This is a genomic window from Mycolicibacter kumamotonensis, from assembly GCF_002086285.1.
GTDB classification, from domain to species: Bacteria; Actinomycetota; Actinomycetes; order Mycobacteriales; family Mycobacteriaceae; genus Mycobacterium; species Mycobacterium kumamotonense.
Map to the genome: position 1 here is coordinate 40,441 of NZ_MVHU01000030.1, position 17,035 is coordinate 57,475.

The 17,035-nt window shown below is 72.8% G+C and carries 13 protein-coding genes and 1 tRNA gene; 9 read left to right on the forward strand and 5 right to left on the reverse strand.

Annotated elements, in window-relative coordinates; all coding sequences use genetic code 11:
• Positions 1-8 precede the first annotated feature (8 nt).
• A complete protein-coding gene (locus tag BST28_RS17645) occupies positions 9-422 on the forward strand; it encodes an SRPBCC family protein (RefSeq protein WP_019737283.1) in 414 nt (137 codons plus the stop codon).
• Between the two features lie 5 nt (positions 423-427).
• Positions 428-898, forward strand: a complete 471-nt coding sequence (locus BST28_RS17650) for a DUF4334 domain-containing protein (RefSeq protein ID WP_083082159.1) — start codon at positions 428-430, stop codon at positions 896-898.
• Here the strand turns inward: BST28_RS17650 and BST28_RS17655 are convergent, their stop codons facing one another.
• Together BST28_RS17655 and BST28_RS17660 are read right to left on the reverse strand one after the other, a co-directional pair.
• Positions 899-1,876, reverse strand: coding sequence for a TerC/Alx family metal homeostasis membrane protein (locus BST28_RS17655; RefSeq protein WP_083082149.1), 978 nt, complete (start codon positions 1,874-1,876; stop codon positions 899-901). It lies immediately after the preceding gene.
• Between the two features lie 56 nt (positions 1,877-1,932).
• Entirely contained in the window at positions 1,933-2,508 is a 576-nt protein-coding gene (locus BST28_RS17660; protein ID WP_083082151.1) for a TIGR03086 family metal-binding protein, read from the reverse strand.
• A gap of 22 nt (positions 2,509-2,530) precedes the next feature.
• Between BST28_RS17660 and BST28_RS17665 the strand changes: the two genes are divergently transcribed.
• The 6 genes from BST28_RS17665 (at position 2,531) to BST28_RS17690 (ending at position 7,501) form a co-directional block, all read left to right on the forward strand.
• The gene (locus BST28_RS17665) at positions 2,531-3,355 is read left to right on the forward strand and encodes a crotonase/enoyl-CoA hydratase family protein (protein WP_083082153.1); all 825 of its coding nucleotides are present in this window, start codon (positions 2,531-2,533) and stop codon (positions 3,353-3,355) included.
• On the forward strand, positions 3,355-3,678 hold the full coding sequence (locus BST28_RS17670) for a DMT family transporter (RefSeq protein WP_029249233.1): 324 nt from the start codon (positions 3,355-3,357) through the stop codon (positions 3,676-3,678). The genes BST28_RS17665 and BST28_RS17670 overlap by 1 nt, the downstream gene beginning before the upstream one ends.
• A gap of 5 nt (positions 3,679-3,683) precedes the next feature.
• Positions 3,684-4,550, forward strand: coding sequence for an acyl-CoA thioesterase (locus BST28_RS17675; protein WP_029249232.1), 867 nt, complete (start codon positions 3,684-3,686; stop codon positions 4,548-4,550).
• 17 nt (positions 4,551-4,567) lie between these two features.
• Positions 4,568-5,809, forward strand: coding sequence for a lipase LipE (gene lipE / locus BST28_RS17680; protein ID WP_083082161.1), 1,242 nt, complete (start codon positions 4,568-4,570; stop codon positions 5,807-5,809).
• A 117-nt stretch (positions 5,810-5,926) separates the two neighbouring features.
• Positions 5,927-6,814, forward strand: a complete 888-nt coding sequence (gene cynR / locus BST28_RS17685; RefSeq protein ID WP_019735456.1) for a transcriptional regulator CynR — start codon at positions 5,927-5,929, stop codon at positions 6,812-6,814.
• A gap of 258 nt (positions 6,815-7,072) precedes the next feature.
• Positions 7,073-7,501: a hypothetical protein gene (locus BST28_RS17690; RefSeq protein ID WP_019735455.1), complete on the forward strand. Its 429-nt coding sequence runs from the start codon at positions 7,073-7,075 to the stop codon at positions 7,499-7,501.
• Positions 7,502-7,551: 50 nt separating this feature from the next.
• Here BST28_RS17690 and BST28_RS17695 read toward each other — a convergent pair.
• Positions 7,552-7,638, reverse strand: a tRNA-Ser gene (locus tag BST28_RS17695).
• 79 nt (positions 7,639-7,717) lie between these two features.
• Positions 7,718-8,383 carry a hypothetical protein gene (locus BST28_RS17700; protein WP_019735454.1) on the reverse strand — a complete coding sequence of 222 codons (666 nt, stop codon included), beginning with the start codon at positions 8,381-8,383 and terminating at the stop codon, positions 7,718-7,720.
• A gap of 166 nt (positions 8,384-8,549) precedes the next feature.
• Between BST28_RS17700 and BST28_RS17705 the strand changes: the two genes are divergently transcribed.
• Positions 8,550-9,521, forward strand: a complete 972-nt coding sequence (locus BST28_RS17705) for an NAD(P)H-quinone oxidoreductase (RefSeq protein WP_083082155.1) — start codon at positions 8,550-8,552, stop codon at positions 9,519-9,521.
• A 242-nt stretch (positions 9,522-9,763) separates the two neighbouring features.
• Here the strand turns inward: BST28_RS17705 and BST28_RS25140 are convergent, their stop codons facing one another.
• On the reverse strand, positions 9,764-16,891 hold the full coding sequence (locus BST28_RS25140; protein WP_165758097.1) for a PE family protein: 7,128 nt from the start codon (positions 16,889-16,891) through the stop codon (positions 9,764-9,766).
• Positions 16,892-17,035: the final 144 nt, after the last annotated feature.

Here is a 17,035-nt window from a genome sequence, read left to right on the forward strand (position 1 = left end):
GGACTTCTATGCACGCCACCGCTACCGCCACCGTCGCAGCACCCGCGTCCCGGGTGTGGACTGTGCTCTCCGACCACGAGGGCATGTCCTCGTGGGCGCCCGGCCTGAAGATCACCCTGGTGAAGCCCGGCGCTCCCGAGCCCAACGGCGTGGGCGCGCAGCGCCGCATCCAGGCGGTGCCCGGGATGGCGCCGATGGTCGAGGAGGTCATCGCCTTCGAGCCCGATCAGCGGCTGAGCTACCGGGGGGTGTCGGGCATCCCGTTCCGCAACTACGTCGGCGACGTGGTGCTTCGCCCGGCCGGTTCGGGCACCGAGATCAGCTACACCGTCCGCGCCGACAACCCGCTGCCCGGGGTGGCCGCGGTGCTGGCGCACGGGCTGCTGTTCGCTCTGAAGCGGGCCGTCAAGAAGGCCGGGTGAGCACGATGAGCGACGAGCAGGCCCGCACCAGGTTCACCGCGTTCAAACAGCGCACCGACACCATCGCCGACGCCGAACTCGACGAGTTCTGGGCGACGCTGCCGCCGGCCACCCTCGAGCAGATGATCGGCGAGTGGCGTGGCGGGGAGTTCGTCACCGGCCACAAGATGAACGGCCTGCTGGAAAAGGCGCGCTGGTTCGGTAAGACGTTCCGCTCGGTCACCGACGTGCAGCCGCTGGTCTGCCTCGACGAGGACGGCAACAAGTTCTCCAACGTCCAACTCGGCAAGGGCGAGGCCAGCCTGTGGAACGAGGAGTTCCGCGGCGAGGTGGTGGCCACCATGGTCTACGACGGCCAGCCCACCCACGACCACTTCAAGCGCGTCGACGACGACACCGTGATGGGCATCATGAACGGCAAGGCGGGCGTACTGGATAACGGCCGCTACTTCTACTTCTACCTCGAGCGGGTGTAGTCAGCGCCGCAGCGCTAGCTCGCGCTCGGGCTCGTTGCGGGGTGCGTGGCGGCGGTGCCGCAGGGAGGCGATGACCGTGGCGGCGAGCACGCCGACGATCACCAGCAGCGACGTCCCGGTGCCGATCTCGATGCCGCCGGCGCCCTGTTCGTGCATCGCGTGCATGATCAGCTTCACGCCGATGAAGCCGAGGATCACCGACAGGCCATGGGACAGGTACACCAGCCGGTCGAGCAGGCCATCGATCAGGAAGTAGAGCTGGCGCAGACCCAGCAGCGAAAACGCCGTCGCGGTGAACACGATGTAGGTGTTCTGGGTCAGGCCGAAGATCGCCGGGATCGAGTCCAGCGCGAAGAGCACATCGGTGCCGGCGATCGCCAGCATCACCAACAACATCGGGGTGATCACCCAGCGCCCGCCGATCCGGGTAAACAACCGGTCGCCGTCATACCGCGCGCTGGTGGGCACCACCTTCTGCACCAATCCGACGATGGCATCGGGGAGGCGTGGAGACACCCCGGTGCCACCCGACCTGAGCATGTTGCCCGCCGCCAGCAGCAGGAGCAGGCCGAAAAAGTAGAAAACCCAGGAGAACCGGTGGATCAGCGCGGCGCCGAGCAGGATGAAGCCGGTCCGCGCGGCCAGGGCCATCACGATCCCGAACAGCAGCACCTTCTGCTGGTCGACGCGGGGCACCCGGAAGCCGGCCATGATGACCAGGAAGACGAACAGGTTGTCGACCGACAGCGCCTTCTCGGTGAGGTACCCGGCGAAGTACTCCGAGCCCGCATCGGCTCCGCCGAAGACGAACATGCCGAGGCCGAACAGCACGGCGATCGCGATGTAGCCGACGGACCAGGCCGCGGCCTCGGCCAATGTCGGAACATGCGCCCTGCGGACATGCGCGAAGAAGTCGAACGCCAGGAGCCCCACCAGGCCGACGATCGTCAATGCCCATAACCATCCGGAAACGTCCATGTCCTACCAACGGTAGGCAGGTCGGGCGACATCGGGCTGACGCGCAGGTAGCGGGGCTATGACCGGCCGGTGAATGCGATCAGCCGCTGCAGGGTCGGGGCGGAGTCGGCGACCTCGACGGGCTCGTCGAACCCCGCTCGGACCCGGCCCGCCGGGGTGATGATCGCGTGCGCCAGATCCAACACGTACTCGGCCAGCGGTTCGGCCACGTCCACCGTGCGGCCCGTCGCCGTCGCATAGTCCCACGCGTGCACCAGGAATTCGACCGACAGGATTCCGGCCGCCATCCGTGCCGGTAGCTCATTGGGGCCGATCGTGACGGTGCCGTCCAGGCCGCGGTCGTGCCAGGCGTCCAGGGCGGGCCGGGCCGCGGCGAGGACCTGCCGTTCGGGCGGCTCGGTGGCGTCGCGGGCCGGAAACTGTGCGCCGGCCGCGCCACCGAGGACGGTGATGGAGTTCAGCAGGTGATCGGTCAGCTGCGCGACGTCGAATTCCGAGCACGGCGTCTGTTTGGACAGCTCGTCGCCGCTGATGTGATGCAGCACCTGTGCCAGCACCGCGAGGGTGGCTTCGGCACCGGCCAGCTCATCGGCGGGGGGCGCGTCGGGACCGGGTCGTAGATCGGAGGCCATGTGCCCACGCTACGGTCTGGGTATGACCGAGTCCTATGAATCCGTCACCGTCGAGACCAAGGATCACGTCGCCCAGGTGACCCTGATCGGTCCGGGCAAGGGCAATGCGATGGGCCCGGCGTTCTGGTCGGAGCTGCCGCGGGTCTTCGCCGAGCTGGACGCCGACCGCGACGTGCGCGCGATCGTGCTGACCGGATCCGGCAAGAATTTCAGCTACGGGCTGGACCTGGCCGCGATGGGCGGCACCCTGACCCCGATGCTGGCCGAGGGTGCGCTGGCCCGACAGCGGGCGGACTTCCACCGCGACCTGCGCGGCATGCAGGATGCGATCACCGCGGTCGCCGACTGCCGCACCCCGACGATCGCGGCGGTCCAGGGCTGGTGCATCGGCGGCGGGGTGGACCTGATCTCCGCGGTCGACATCCGCTACGCGTCGGCCGATGCCAAGTTCAGCGTGCGCGAGGTCAAACTCGCGATCGTCGCCGACGTCGGCAGCCTGGCCCGGCTTCCGTTGATTTTGTCCGACGGGCATCTGCGCGAGCTGGCGCTGACCGGCAAAGACATCGACGCCGCCCGGGCGGAGAAGATCGGCCTGGTCAACGACGTCTTTGCCGACGCCGACGCCTGCCTGGCCGCCGCGCACGCCACCGCTGCCGAGATCGCCGCCAACCCGCCGCTGACCGTGGCCGGCGTCAAGGATGTGCTCGATGAGCAGCGCACCGACCGGGTGGCGGCCAGCCTGCGCTACGTCGCGGCGTGGAACTCGGCGTTCCTGGCATCCAAGGATCTGATGGAGGGGATCGGCGCCGTCATGGGCAAACGCAAGCCCGAGTTCACCGGCGAGTGATGGCCTGGATTCTGCTGTTCGGGGCGATCGGGTTCGAAGTCGCCGGGACGCTGTCGTTGCGGGCCTCCGAGGGTTTCAGCCGATGGCAGTGGGCGATCCCGGTGACCGTCGGCTACCTGGTGTCGTTCGTGCTGCTGGCGCTGGTGCTCAAGCGCGGGATCCCGGTCGGCGTGGCCTACGGGGTCTGGTCCGGCGTCGGGGTGGCGTTGACCGCGGCGCTGGCCCGGTTCCTGTTCGCCGACCCGTTCACACCGGTGATGGCCGGCGGCGTCGTGCTGATCGGCGCCGGGGTGTACCTGTTGGAGTACGGGGCGCACGCGTGACCGGCGTGTCCTTCCCGCAACCGGCGCTGGCCGACATCGTCTCCACCCTCGACGTCGAACAGACCGGTGAGCACCAGTTCGTGGCCACCCAACTGGACAACCCGCGCCACCACATCGTCGGCGGGCACATCGCCGGGCAGGCACTGATGGCGGCCAGCCGCACCGCCCCGGGGCGCACACCGCACAGCCTGCACGTCTACTACCTGCGCGCCGGTGACGCCCGCCGCCCGGTCGACCTGCACGTCGACGTGGCCCGCGACGGGGGCACGCTGTCCACCCGCCAGGTCACCGCCCGCCAGGACGGCGAGATCCTGCTGGAAGTGCTGTCGTCGTTCAGTGCCGACGTCGACGCGCCCGAATACCAGCAGCCGCTGCCTGAAGTGCCCGATCCGGATTCCGTGCCGCCGGTACAGCAGCAACTCGCGGACTACGCCGACGAACTGGGCGGCTACTGGGTGCAGCCGCATCCGTTCGACCTGCGCTACGTCGACCCGCCGCCACGCCTGGCGCTGGACCGTGGCGAGCTGTCACCGCGGATCCGGTTGTGGTGGAAGCCTGTTGCGGAGATACCGGCGGACCCCGCGCTGCACAGCGCCCTGGTGATCTACCTGTCCGGCACCACCATGGTCGAGACGGCGGTCGCCATGCGGCGCGCCACCAAGACCAGCGTGTTCAACGCACTGATCGACCATGCGCTGTGGTTTCAGCGGCCCGTCGACCTGTCGGATTGGGTATTGTCCGACCAGTTCACGCCCAGCGGCGTCGCCGGGCGCGGTCTGACCAGTTCGACGATGTACAACCGGGCAGGCCAGCTGGTCTGCTTTGCGACCCAGGAACTGTACTTCGGGCGGGGCGAAGGGCGGCAGCGGTGAAACCGGAGATCCCCGAGATGACCACACCCGATGGGCGGATCCGTGTTCCGGCCGATCTGGACGCGGTGACCACTGTCGGTGACGAGGATTCGTCTGGTCTCGATCCTGCTGCGGTGGAACGGATCTGGCAGGCGGCGCGGCACTGGTATGCCGCCGGTATGCACCCGGCGATCCAGTTGTGCCTGCGCCACAACGGCCGCGTCGTGCTCAACCGCGCGATCGGGCACGGTTGGGGTAATGCCCCCACCGATCCCGCCGACGCCGAGCAGGTCCCGGTGGGCGTGGACACCCCGTTCTGCGCGTACTCGGCCGCCAAGGCGATCACCTCCACCGTGGTACACATGCTCGTCGAGCGGGGCTGCTTCTCGCTCGACGACCGGGTGGCCGACTATCTGCCCGGGTACGGTCGACACGGCAAGGGCCGCACCACGATCCGCCAGGTGCTGACCCACAGCGCCGGGGTGCCGTTCGCCACCGGGCCGCGGCCGGACGTGCATCGCGTCGATGACAGCGAGTACACCCGGCAGCAGCTGGCGAACCTGCGGGCGATCTATCCCCCGGGTTGGGCGCACATGTACCACGCGCTGACCTGGGGCCCGCTGATGCGCGAGATCGTCTCGGCGGCCACCGGGCGGCAGATCCGCGAGATCCTGGCGACGGAGATACTGGATCCGCTGGGCTTCCGCTGGACGAATTTCGGTGTCGCCGAAGCCGATGTGCCGCTAGTGGCGCCCAGTCACGCCACCGGCCGCCCGCTTCCAGGGCCGGTGGCCGCGGTGTTCCGGCGGGCCATCGGCGGGACGATGCACGAGATCATCCCGTTCACCAACACCCCGCTGTATCTGACCAGCGTCATCCCGTCGTCGAACACCATCTCCACGGCGTTCGAGCTGTCGAAGTTCGCCGAGATCTGGCGCCGCGGGGGTGAACTCGACGGAGTGCGGGTGGTCTCGCCGGAGACCATGACCGCGGCGACGGCCCAGTGCCGGCGGCTACGCCCGGATGTGGCGACCGGGTTGGTGCCGCTGCGCTGGGGCACCGGCTACATGCTCGGCTCGGAGCGGTTCGGCCCGTTCGGGCGCGCCGCGCCGTCGGCGTTCGGGCACCTGGGCCTGGTCAATGTCGCCATCTGGGCGGACCCGGCCCGCGGGCTGGCCGCCGGGCTGATCTCCAGCGGCAAGCCCGGCCGCGACCCGGAGGCCAAGCGTTACACCGCGCTGATGGACACCATCGCCGCGGAGATCCCGCGCGCCCGGTGACGCTCATGGAGTGCGTTCGCCGACATCCGATCCGGGCGCCGCGACCCCGCCGGGTCGACGGCAACAGTTCGGCCCGGTATCGCAACGCCGACGACACCGTATTCCTATAGTCGATCGATGGAGCTGCGGCACATCAAATACCTGCTGGCGGTCGCCGACCATCAAAATTTCACCCGGGCCGCCGAAGCGCTGCACATCTCCCAGCCGACGCTGTCTCAACAGATCAAGCAACTCGAGCACACGCTCGGGGTGCAGCTGTTCGACCGGTCCGGCCGCACCGTCCGGCTCACCGACGCCGGCTCGGCCTACGTTTACCATGCCCGGCTGGCGATGCGGGATCTAGCGGCCGCCGAGCGGGCCGTGCACGACGTGCGGGATCTGTCGCGCGGCAACCTGCGGATCGCGGTGACGCCCACCTTCACCGCGTATCTGATCGGCCAGCTGATCTACAGCTATCGGGAGGCCTATCCCGGCATCAGGGTGACGGTTCTGGAGACCAACCAGGACCGGATGGAGGCCGACCTGCTGGCAGATCGACTCGACCTCGGGATCGGCTTCGCCGGCCAGCACGCGGCCGGCATCGAGGCCCGGACACTGTTCAACGAGACGTTGGTTCTGGTGGTGGGCTCGGGCCATCCGCTCGAGACGGGTGCCGTGCGGGTGCCAGTCGCCGAACTGGCCGGCGAGCCTCTCGGGCTGCTCAGTTCGGACTTCGCCACCCGGCTGCACGTCGACGCCTACTTCGCCACATACCAAGTGCCGCAGAACATCGCGATCGAGGCGAACTCGGTCAGCGCATTGCTGGAACTGGTGGGACGCGGCGCCGTGGCCACCGTGTTGCCGGATGCGATCACCAGCGAACGCCTCGACCTGCACCCGGTCCCCCTGGACCCGCCGCTGCCCACCCGCACCGTGCAGGTGCTGCAGCGCGCCGGGGTCTACCACTCCGCAGCGGCGTGCGCCTTCGCCGAGATGCTCACCACGATGGTCGCCGAGCGGCGCTAGCTGGGAGTATTGGTTCTGCCAATAGCTCCGCGTGGATCTAGGTATTGGACAGTGCGTGCGCCGTCTTCCATGCTGAATGTCATCTGAGTGAACGCTTTTCACACATTTGGAAGGCGCGAGGCACCATTCGCTGGACATGGCAGGCTCCGGTACGCCGACCGAAACCGTTGACAGCCACCGTGTCTCACATCAGACGAACGAGTTCTCCGCAATGTTGCGGCTAGTCGCCGAGTGCGAGGAAGGCTGGGTCAGCAACCGATGACGACTGTCCTGTATAACGAGACCGCCAGCGGGCCCGGGCTGGCGCAGCTGGAACAGATTCTGCAGATCGGGCGCCACCAGAAGGTGGCGGTGATCAATGCGCCGCCCGAATCGGAGCTGCGACCGCTCGCCGTCAGTCGCGCCAACCCGTACGACGTCGATGTTGTCATCGCGTTTGTGACGCGCCGGGTGGACGTGGCCTTGATCCGGGCGGCCTACAGCGCAGTCGGCGCCGGCCGAAGGGCGTGGGTCGTCTACCCCGAGCCCGGCCAGCCCGGGACCGATCTGCGCTGGGAGTGGTTCCTGGCAGCACTACGCCAATACGGTGTCGAGGCGGTGCGCCACGCGGTGGTCGACAACGGCTGGTCGGCGGTGCTGTTAGGGCGCAAGCTCAACGGTGATCCGGAGCCGGATCTGATCGGCTGAGCGCCGGCCGCCCAGGCCGGGGTGACCTGTCACCGAACTCCGCACATCGGCGGTGGCGGAGGGATTTGAACCCCCGGACGGTTTTAGCCGTCTCTCGCTTTCAAGGCGAGTGCATTAGGCCGCTCTGCCACGCCACCGCGGGAAATCGTACCGGGGTCAACCGGGCTGGCCCTCGCCGCCGTCTGCACCGGGCTGTCCGGGCGCGGTGCCCGTTTGCTACAGGTTGATCCGCGGATCGTCGGCAGGCGGCGCGGGCCGACCCCGATCAGGTGCGATGCCACAGGCGCTGGCGAACTGCTGCGGCGTCAGTCCGTCGGCGGAGTTCATGTCGCAACGCCCGAACGGCGGGCAGCCTTCCGGCAGCCCGCCACCGTAGCCTTGGCCGTCGGTGTACTGGTGGGCCACCTTGCCCGGATACGGCGGGTTGGCGCCGTAGCTTGCCACGATCAGGCGGATACCGGCGGGCTTGGTCGGCCACAGCCGGTTGAGGTCGCCCACGTTGCCGTAGCCGATGATCCGCGCCGGGCTACCGCACCACTCGGCCAGATTCCAATACAGCCGGTTGATCGGGTCGGACTGGTCACCGCCCGGGTTGCCGCCGGATTCGACGTCGAGCATCAGTGCCACTCGCGGATGCAGCCCGCCATTGGCGGCGAACATGGCCTTCACCGTGTCGGCATTGGACTGCCAGGTCGCCGGCCGCACGTAGGTGTAGACGATCCCGAATGTCAGCCGACCGTCGTCGAGCGCTGTGCGCATCCAGGCGTAGTTGCGCGCGAAGTTGTGGTCACGGTAGGTGCCGTCGCAGACTCGGATCGACAGCACCCGATACGGGTATGAATCATCAACCGGGACTTGGAATTCGGAGACATCGGCGAACAACGTGTTGGCTAGCGTGGTCCTGATCCTCAGCTCACAGTGACGGCGGGCAGATTAGCGGCGGCGGGGTGGTTCGCCCCCCCGGACGGTGTTAGCCGTCTCTTGGTTTCACCGGCCAGTACATCAGGCCACTCTGCCACGCCGCCGCGGGAATCGTACGCTGGCCGACATGTATGCCATCGTCGCTGAATCCCCCGAGGTGTTGTCCTGGCAAGAGGTCGATGACGTGCGGCCTGCCGCCGGCGAGGTACTGATCCGGGTCGCCGCGGCCGGGGTGAACCGGGCTGATCTGCTGCAAGCGGCGGGCAAGTATCCGCCGCCCCCGGGGGCCAGTGAGACCATCGGGCTGGAGGTCTCCGGTGTGATCGCCGCGGTGGGCGAAGGGGTATCGGACTGGACTGTGGGACAACAGGTTTGCGCCTTGCTGGCCGGCGGCGGTTACGCCGAGTACGTGGCGGTGCCGGCGCCGCAGGTACTGCCGATTCCCGACGGCGTGGACCTGGTGGACGCCGCCGGCCTGCCGGAGGTGGCCTGCACGGTGTGGTCGAACCTGGTGCAGACGGCGGGACTGGGCGAGGGCCAGCAGTTGCTGGTGCACGGCGGCGCGAGCGGTGTGGGCAGCCACGCCATCCAGGTGGCCCGCCAGCTCGGGGCGTGGGTGGCCGTCACCGCCGGGTCGGAGGCCAAGCTGGCGTTCTGCCGCGAACTGGGCGCCGAGGTCACCATCAACTATCACGACGAGGACTTCGTGGCACGGATCCTCGAGGCCGGCGGAGCCGACGTGATCCTGGACATCATCGGGGCGGCCTACCTGGACCGCAATATCGACGCGCTGGCCAACGACGGGCGCCTGATCGTCATCGGGATGCAGGGCGGGGTCAAGGGAGAGCTGAACTTGGGCAAGCTGATCGGCAAACGCGCCGCGGTGATCGGCACCGCGTTGCGCGGCCGGCCGGTCGAGGGTCCGCATGGGAAGGGCGCCGTCGTCGCGGCGGTGACCGAGAAGGTATGGCCGATGCTCGGTGACGGTCGGATCAAACCGGTGATCGGCGCGCGGGTGCCCGTCGAGCAGGCGGGCGAGGCGCACCGGCTGCTGTCGTCGGGTGAGGTGACCGGCAAGGTCGTGCTGACCCTCGACTGACCGCCCCCCACTGCGCGACGGCCCTCGTGGCCACGGTCCTCGTGGCGAGCGTGCGCAGACTGCCGCGATTTGCGGCGTGTCGGTGTGCAAACACGCACGCTCGCGGGAAAAGGGGAGCCTCGCGGGAAAAGGGGAGCCTCGCGGGAAAAGGGGAGCCTCGCGGGAAAAGGGGCCTCGGGTAAGAAGGGGCGGCCCGGTCCGACAGGTGCCGGACCGGGCCTCGGTCGGGTTCGGGCGACGGCCTAGGGCGCGCCCGTTCCGCCGGCGCCACCGGCGCCGCCCGTACCCACAGTGCTACCGCTGGAGTTGCCACCGGGGACACCGGCCTTACCCGGCGAACCGAGGACGCCGTCGCCGTTGGCACCACCGGCCCCACCGTCGCCGCCGTTGCCACCCCGACCGGCGAAGCCGGCCTTGCTGGGCTTGGAGGCACCGTTGGAGCCCTTACCGCCGGCACCACCCTGACCGCCGGAGCCGCCCTGGCCGTGGGTGCCGTCGGTGTTGAGACCGCCCTGGCCGCCGGTACCGCCGACACCGCCGTTGCCGCCCGCACCGCCGGCGCCACCACCACCGGTGCCCTGACCGGCAAGGCCGTTGTAGCCGGCACCACCGGCGCCGCCGGCGCCGCCGACCCCGGCGTTACCGCCCAGGCCGCCCTTGCCGGCTTCACCACCGGCGCCGTGCGCACCGGACTTGCCGTCACCCAGCGCGACACCACCGGCGCCGCCCTGCCCGGCGTTACCGCCGACGCCACCGTCACCGCCCTGGCCGCCTTCGCCGCCGGTACCGCCTTGGCGCCCGGGCAAGCCGAGGCCGCCGGCACCACCGGTACCGCCGACGCCGCCGTTACCGCCGGTGCCGCCCTTGCCGCCCATACCGCCGTCACCGCCGAGGCCGCCCTGGCCGCCGTCGCCGGAGATGGTGCCGCCGGCACCACCCACGCCGCCGACACCGCCCGCACCACCGGCGAACCCGGTGGCACCCTTGGCGCCGTTGCCGCCGGTTCCACCGGCCATGACCTGGCCCTGGGGGTCCTTCGGGGCGTTGACGCCCGCGGCTCCGTTAGCGCCGACCGAGGTGTTGGCGCCCGCGTTGCCGCCGTTGCCGGCATTACCGCCGGTGCCACCGGTGCCGTGCTGTCCGGCCGCACCGCCGTTGCCGCCGTTACCTCCGGCCGCGCCGGCGCCGTTGACGGCGTTGGTGCCGTTGGTGCCGTTGGCGCCGTTGCCGCCGTTACCACCGGCACCGCCGTTACCGAACTCGCCGGTGGCGTTGCCGCCGGTGCCGCCGTGCCCGCCGGCCTGCGCCTGGCCGTTGCCCAGCGTCACGCCGTTGCCGCCGTTACCGCCGGTGCCGCCGGCGGCGATCGCACCCGCGGCACCAGCGGCGCCGCTGTCGGCCTCGGTGATGCCGTCGCCGGCGAGACCACCGGCCCCGGCCTCGCCGCCGGCACCCGCGGTGCTGTTGCTGTTGCCGCCGTTACCGCCGCTGCCCGCAACCGCATTGCTTCCGCCACCGGCGCCGTCGCCACCGCGGCCACCGACACCGGCGTTGCCGCCCGCGCCACCGTCGCCACCGACGCCGCCCTCGCCGTCGGCACCGTTGTTGCCGACGTTGGCCACACCGCCGACGCCACCGTTGCCGCCGGCACCACCGGCACCGCCGTTGCCGGCCGCGCCGGAGGCGTCACCGCCGTTGCCGCCGTTGGCGCCGCTGCCGGCCGCGGCGTTAGTACCCGCGGTGCCGTTCGCGGCATTGCCGCCGACACCGCCGGCACCACCGATGCCGCCCTTACCGCCGGCGCCGCCGTCACCGCCGTTGGTGCCACCGGCACCGCCCACGCCGCCGTTGCCGCCGGCCGCGCCGGCCGTACCGTCGCTGCCGTTGCCGTCGACATCCGTCGTTCCGGCCAGGCCGGCAGCACCGGCTCCACCGTCACCGCCGGCGCCACCCTGGCCGACCGTTCCGGCCGCGCCACCCGAACCGCCGTTACCGCCGGCCTGGCTCACGCCGCCCACGATCTGACCGTGACCACCGGCGCCGCCGTTACCGCCGTTGCCGCCGAGCACGGATCCGTCCACACCGTTGGCCGCCACCGTGCCGTCACCACCGGTGCCGCCGGCGCCACCCTGGCCGGCCGTACCGGCGATACCGCCGTGGCCGCCGTTGCCGCCGTTGCCGGCCACCTGGTTGGCGCCGCCGCCGGCACCCGCACCGCCGTTACCGCCGTTGGCGCCGTCGCCGGTGTTACCGCCGGCGCCGCCCTCGCCACCGGCACCGGCAGCCCCGGTGTTGCCGTTGGTGGCCTCACCGCCGGCGCCGCCGTTACCACCGGCGCCACCGGCACCACCGCTGCCGTTGGTGCTGGTGGCGTCGCCACCGTCGCCACCATTGCCGCCGCTGTTGGCCGCCGCGTCAGCGCCATCGGTTGCGTTGAGGCCGGCCCCGCCGTGGCCACCAGCCCCACCGACACCGCCGTGACCGCCGGCGCCGCCGTTGCCCGACGTGGTTCCGCCGGCGCCACCGGCGCCACCGCTACCGCCGTTACCGCCTGCGGTGCCGTTGGTGCCGTCACCGTCGCCGTTGGTGATGCCGTCGACACCGGCCGTGCCGGCGCCGCCGTTACCGCCGGCCCCGCCGGTGCCGATCGCACCGGCCGCGCCGCCCTTACCGCCGGCGCCGCCGTCCTGCGCGGAGCCATCCGGCAAGAGCTGGCCGTCACCACCGTTACCGCCGGCGCCACCGTCGCCGCCCGCGCCGTCGGTGCCGATCGCACCGTCGGCGGCCTGAACGCCACCCTGGCCCGTGCCGCCCGCACCGCCGGCGCCGCCGACGCTGCGGTCACCACCGACACCACCGTTACCGCCGGTACCCGCTGCGGCACCGGTGCCACCAGCACCGCCGTCGCCGCCCACGCCACCGTTACCGGCGTTACCGGCGTTACCGCCGGCGCCACCGACACCACCGGCGCCGTGGGTGGCGTCGCCGCCCAAGCCACCGGCGCCACCGGCGGCCGCGTTGCCGCCCAGGCCACCGTTGCCACCGGTGCCGCCGGCCACACCCAGGACGCCATCGCCACCGTTGCCGCCGCTGCCACCCGTGCCACCGGCACCGCCGACGCCGCCGGCGCCCGACGTGGTCCCGCCCTGGCCACCGTTACCGCCGGCACCGCCGACGCCGCCGTTGCCACCGGTGGTTCCGTTGCCGTCGAGGTCGGTTCCGCCGACCACACCGTTGCCGCCGTTACCGCCGGCGCCACCGGCGCCACCGGTGCCGATCGATCCGGCCGCACCGCCGTTACCGCCGTAGCCACCGGCCTGGCCGGTCGTCCCGTCGGCGAGCAGTGCGCCGTGGCCACCGGCACCACCGTTACCGCCGTTGCCGCCGCCGCCGTCCGCACCGATCGCGCCGTCCGCACGGTAGGTGACGCCGTCACCGTTCAAGCCGCCCTTGCCCGCGGCACCGCCGACACCGCGGTCACCACCGGCGCCGCCATTGCCGCCGTGCCCGGCAGTGTCGTTGGCGCCGCCACCGGCGCCCGCACCGCCATCGCCACCGTTGCCGGCAGTACCGGACGCACCGCCGTTACCACCGATCCCGCCGCTGCCGTTGAGACCGGCGACGCCGTTGGTCGCGCTACCGCCGTGCCCGCCGTTGCCGCCCGTGCCGCCGACGCCACCGTTACCGCCGTTGCCGCCGTCGGTGCCGTCCGAGCCGTTACCACCGCTACCTGCGACGGCGTCGGCGCCCGCGATGCCCTGCACCCCGGCGCCACCGGCGCCACCGTTGCCGCCGGCACCACCGACACCGCCCTGACCACCGTTACCGGAGATCGAGCCGCCGGCACCGCCGTTGCCGGCGTGACCACCGGCAGCGCCGTTGCCGCCGGTTCCACCGTTGGCCGTGGCCGTCGATCCGACCGCACCGGTCGCCCCGGCGCCACCGTTGCCGCCGGCACCACCGGTACCGATCGTTCCGGCGTCGCCACCGTGACCGCCGGCGCCGCCGGCCTGCGCGGTGCCGTCCGCGAGCAGCACACCGGTGCCGCCCTTGCCGCCGGCGCCGCCGTTGCCGCCGATCGCCGCGGCGCCGGCGTTGCCGCCAGCCGCCTGGCTGGTGTGGCCGGCGTCCCAGCCGCCCGCGCCGGCCGTACCGGCCGCACCGCGGTCGCCACCGGCGCCACCGTTGCCGCCCGAGCCCGCGACGGCACCGCTGCCGCCGCCGGTGCCGTCGGCGCCGCGACCGCCGTTCCCGGCGTTGCCGGCGTTGCCGGCGTCACCACCGACGCCACCGGCGCCGGCCGCTCCGGCGTTGCCGTTGACGGCGGTGCCACCGGCACCACCGTCGCCGCCGACCCCACCGTTACCGCCGATGCCGCCGTTGCCGCCGTCGGTTCCGTCGGCGCCGGACGCCCCGGTGCCGACAGTGACCGGGCTGCCGCTGATGCCGTCGGCCCCGTGGCCGGCGTTTCCACCGGCGCCACCGGCACCGCCCTGGCCGCCCGCGCCACCATTGCCGGCGGCTGTGCCGCCGGCGCCGCCCACGCCGCCGACGCCACCGGCGCCGCCGTGGGTGCCGTTGGTGCCGTTGCCGTCGAGGTCGGTGATCCCGGCGATGCCGGCCGCGCCGGCCCCACCGGTTCCGCCGGCGCCACCGTTGCCGACCGTCGCCGCGTTGCCGCCGTGACCACCGGCGCCACCGCCCTGGCCGATGTCGGTGCCGCCGATCACGCCTTCGCCGATGCCGCCGTTGCCACCGGCCCCGCCATCGCTGCCCAGACCGGCCGCGCCGTCGTTGCCTACCGCGCCGTCACCGTCGGTGCCGGTGCCTCCGAGGCCCGCGGCGCCGGCCGCGGCACCGTCGGCGCCATCGCCGCCCGCGCCGCCCGCGCCCGCGTTGGTGCCGCCACCACCGCCGAGGCCCGTACCGCCGACACCGGCCGCGCCACCGGCACCACCATCGCCGGCGTCGCCGCCGACACCACCGACACCGGCGCTGGCCGCACCGCCCTGGCCGCCGTTACCGCCCGCGCCACCGGCGCCGGCGCTGCCGCCATTACCGCCCGCGGTATCGGCCACCGTCGCGTCCGCGCCCGCGCCACCGGCGCCACCCTTACCGCCGGCGCCACCGTTGCCGCCGGCACCGCCGTTGCCGGAGGTGGTGCCACCGAGACCACCGGTACCACCGTCGCCGCCGACGCCGCCGACGGCGCCCTCGGTGCCGTGGCCGTCCACGCCGGTGATGCCGTCGACGGTCGCGCCGATGCCACCGGCACCGCCGGCGCCGCCGTTTCCGACCGCCGCCGCGTTGCCGCCGGCGCCACCGTTACCGCCGCCCTGGCCGGTGTTGGTTCCGTCGATCAGGCCCTCACCGGCACCGCCCTGGCCACCGGCGCCGCCGTCGCTGGCGATGCCGTCCAGGCCGGACTGGCCGGCGGCTCCGTTGGTGGTGCCGGTTCCGCCGGTACCCGCGGTGCCCGCCAGGCCGCCTTCGGCGCCGCCACCACCGCTACCGCCATTGCCGGCGACCGCACCGCCGCCGCCGCCGAGGCCCTTGCCGCCGACGCCCGCGACACCGCCGTTGCCGCCGTAGCCGGAGGTGCCGCCCGCGCCACCGGCGCCGTTGGTCGCCGTACCGCCCTGGCCGCCGTTACCGCCGTTTCCGCCTGCTCCGGCGTTGCCGCCGTTGCCGCCGTCGGTGTCGGCGACCGTGGCGTCCGCGCCGGCCCCACCGGCACCGCCCTGGCCGCCGATGCCGCCGAAGCCGCCCGCGCCGCCGTTGCCGGAGACGGTGCCACCGGCACCGCCCTGGCCGCCGTCACCGCCGACACCACCGGTGGCGCCATCGGTGCCGTTGCCGTCGATGTCGGTGCTGCCGTCGACGGTCGCACCGGTGCCACCGGTGCCGCCCATGCCGCCGTTGCCGACCGCACCGGCGTTGCCGCCCGCGCCGCCGGCGCCACCGCCCTGGCCGGTGTTGGTGCCGTCGATCAAGCCCACGCCGTCGCCACCGCGACCGCCGTCGGCGCCGTCGGTGTTGTCGCCGGCCGTACCCTCGGCGCCCGCGGCGCCCCCCACGACACCGAGGCCGCCGACGCCTGCCTTGCCGGCAGTGCCACCGACGGCGCCGTCGCCACCGTTGCCGCCGTTGCCGGCGTTGGCGCCGCCGCCACCACCACTGCCCTGGCCGCCGACCGCAGCCGTGCCGGCATTGCCGCCGTCACCTGCCGCGCCGCCGGCGCCACCGGTCCCGCCGGCCGCGATGCCACCGGAGCCGCCGTTACCGCCCGCGCCACCCGCGCCCGCGCCGCCGCCGTTGCCGCCCGCGCCGTCATAGAGGTACGCGTCGTCGGCTGCGCCACCGTTACCGCCGGCGCCACCACGACCGCCGGCACCACCGGCGCCGCCGTTGCCGGAGTTCGCGCCGCCGGCCCCACCGGCGCCGCCGTCGCCACCGGCCGCACCGGACCCACCGGTGGTGCCATCGATGCCGGCGGTGACCCCGTCGGCTCCGGATGCGCCGTTACCGCCGGCGCCGCCGGCCCCACCGTCACCGTCGTTACCGGCCGCGCCACCGTTACCACCGGTGCCGCCGGCCTGGGCGACGTCACCGGCGAGCAGTTCACCGTCGCCGCCCTTACCGCCCGCGCCACCGTTGCCGCCGCCGGCGGCCGCACCGGCCGCGCCGCTGTCGGCTTGGGTGGTGTTGTCCGCGTTCCAGCCACCGGCACCGCCGGCACCTGCCGAACCGCGGTTGCCACCGTGGCCGCCTTGCCCGCCGGAACCGGCAGTGGCGTTGTTGCCGCCGCCCGCGCCGTCTCCGCCGTTACCGCCGTTGCCGCCGTTGCCGGCCGCACCACCGACACCGCCGGCACCGCCGTCGCCCTGGATGCCCGCGTTACCCGCGGTCGCGGTGCCACCGGCACCACCCTGGCCACCGACACCACCGGCGCCACCGTCACCGCCGCTGCCGGCGTCGACCCCGGCACCACCGTCGCCGCCGCTGCCGGCCACGGCGTCGATCCCGTCGTCGCCGTCGAGGCCGTGGCCGCCCGCACCGCCGGTGCCGCCTACGCCGCCGGCGCCGCCGTTGCCGCCGTTACCCGAGACGGTGCCACCGGCACCACCGCTACCTCCGGCGCCGCCGGCGCCGCCGGTGCCACCGGCGGTGCCGTTACCGCTGAGATCGGTGCCACCGCTGTGACCGGTTGCGCCCTGGCCGCCGGCGCCTCCGTTGCCACCGTTGCCGGTCGCGTTGCCGGCATCACCACCGTCACCACCGCGGCCACCGTCTTGCACGGTGCCATCCGCGAGGACTTCCCCGTTGCCACCGACACCGCCATTGCCACCGTTGCCCACGGCGCCGTCCACACCAGTAGCACCCGACGCCGCCTGCCCCACACCACTAGAACCACCCGCACCGCCGGCACCACCAGAGCCCGCAGTCGACCCCGCCGCACTACCACCCCTACCGCCGGCACCAGCCGCCGCCCCGGTACCACCACCCGCACCAGC

Excerpts from the sequence above, each read along its gene's own strand:
- BST28_RS17645 (WP_019737283.1), top strand. The coding sequence starts at position 9 with ATGCACGCCACCGCTACCGCCACCGTCGCAGCACCCGCGTCCCGGGTG.
- BST28_RS17650 (WP_083082159.1), top strand. The coding sequence starts at position 428 with ATGAGCGACGAGCAGGCCCGCACCAGGTTCACCGCGTTCAAACAGCGC.
- BST28_RS17655 (WP_083082149.1), bottom strand. The coding sequence starts at position 1,876 with ATGGACGTTTCCGGATGGTTATGGGCATTGACGATCGTCGGCCTGGTG.
- BST28_RS17660 (WP_083082151.1), bottom strand. The coding sequence starts at position 2,508 with ATGGCCTCCGATCTACGACCCGGTCCCGACGCGCCCCCCGCCGATGAG.
- BST28_RS17665 (WP_083082153.1), top strand. The coding sequence starts at position 2,531 with ATGACCGAGTCCTATGAATCCGTCACCGTCGAGACCAAGGATCACGTC.
- BST28_RS17670 (WP_029249233.1), top strand. The coding sequence starts at position 3,355 with ATGGCCTGGATTCTGCTGTTCGGGGCGATCGGGTTCGAAGTCGCCGGG.
- lipE (WP_083082161.1), top strand. The coding sequence starts at position 4,568 with ATGACCACACCCGATGGGCGGATCCGTGTTCCGGCCGATCTGGACGCG.
- cynR (WP_019735456.1), top strand. The coding sequence starts at position 5,927 with ATGGAGCTGCGGCACATCAAATACCTGCTGGCGGTCGCCGACCATCAA.
- BST28_RS17690 (WP_019735455.1), top strand. The coding sequence starts at position 7,073 with ATGACGACTGTCCTGTATAACGAGACCGCCAGCGGGCCCGGGCTGGCG.
- BST28_RS17705 (WP_083082155.1), top strand. The coding sequence starts at position 8,550 with ATGTATGCCATCGTCGCTGAATCCCCCGAGGTGTTGTCCTGGCAAGAG.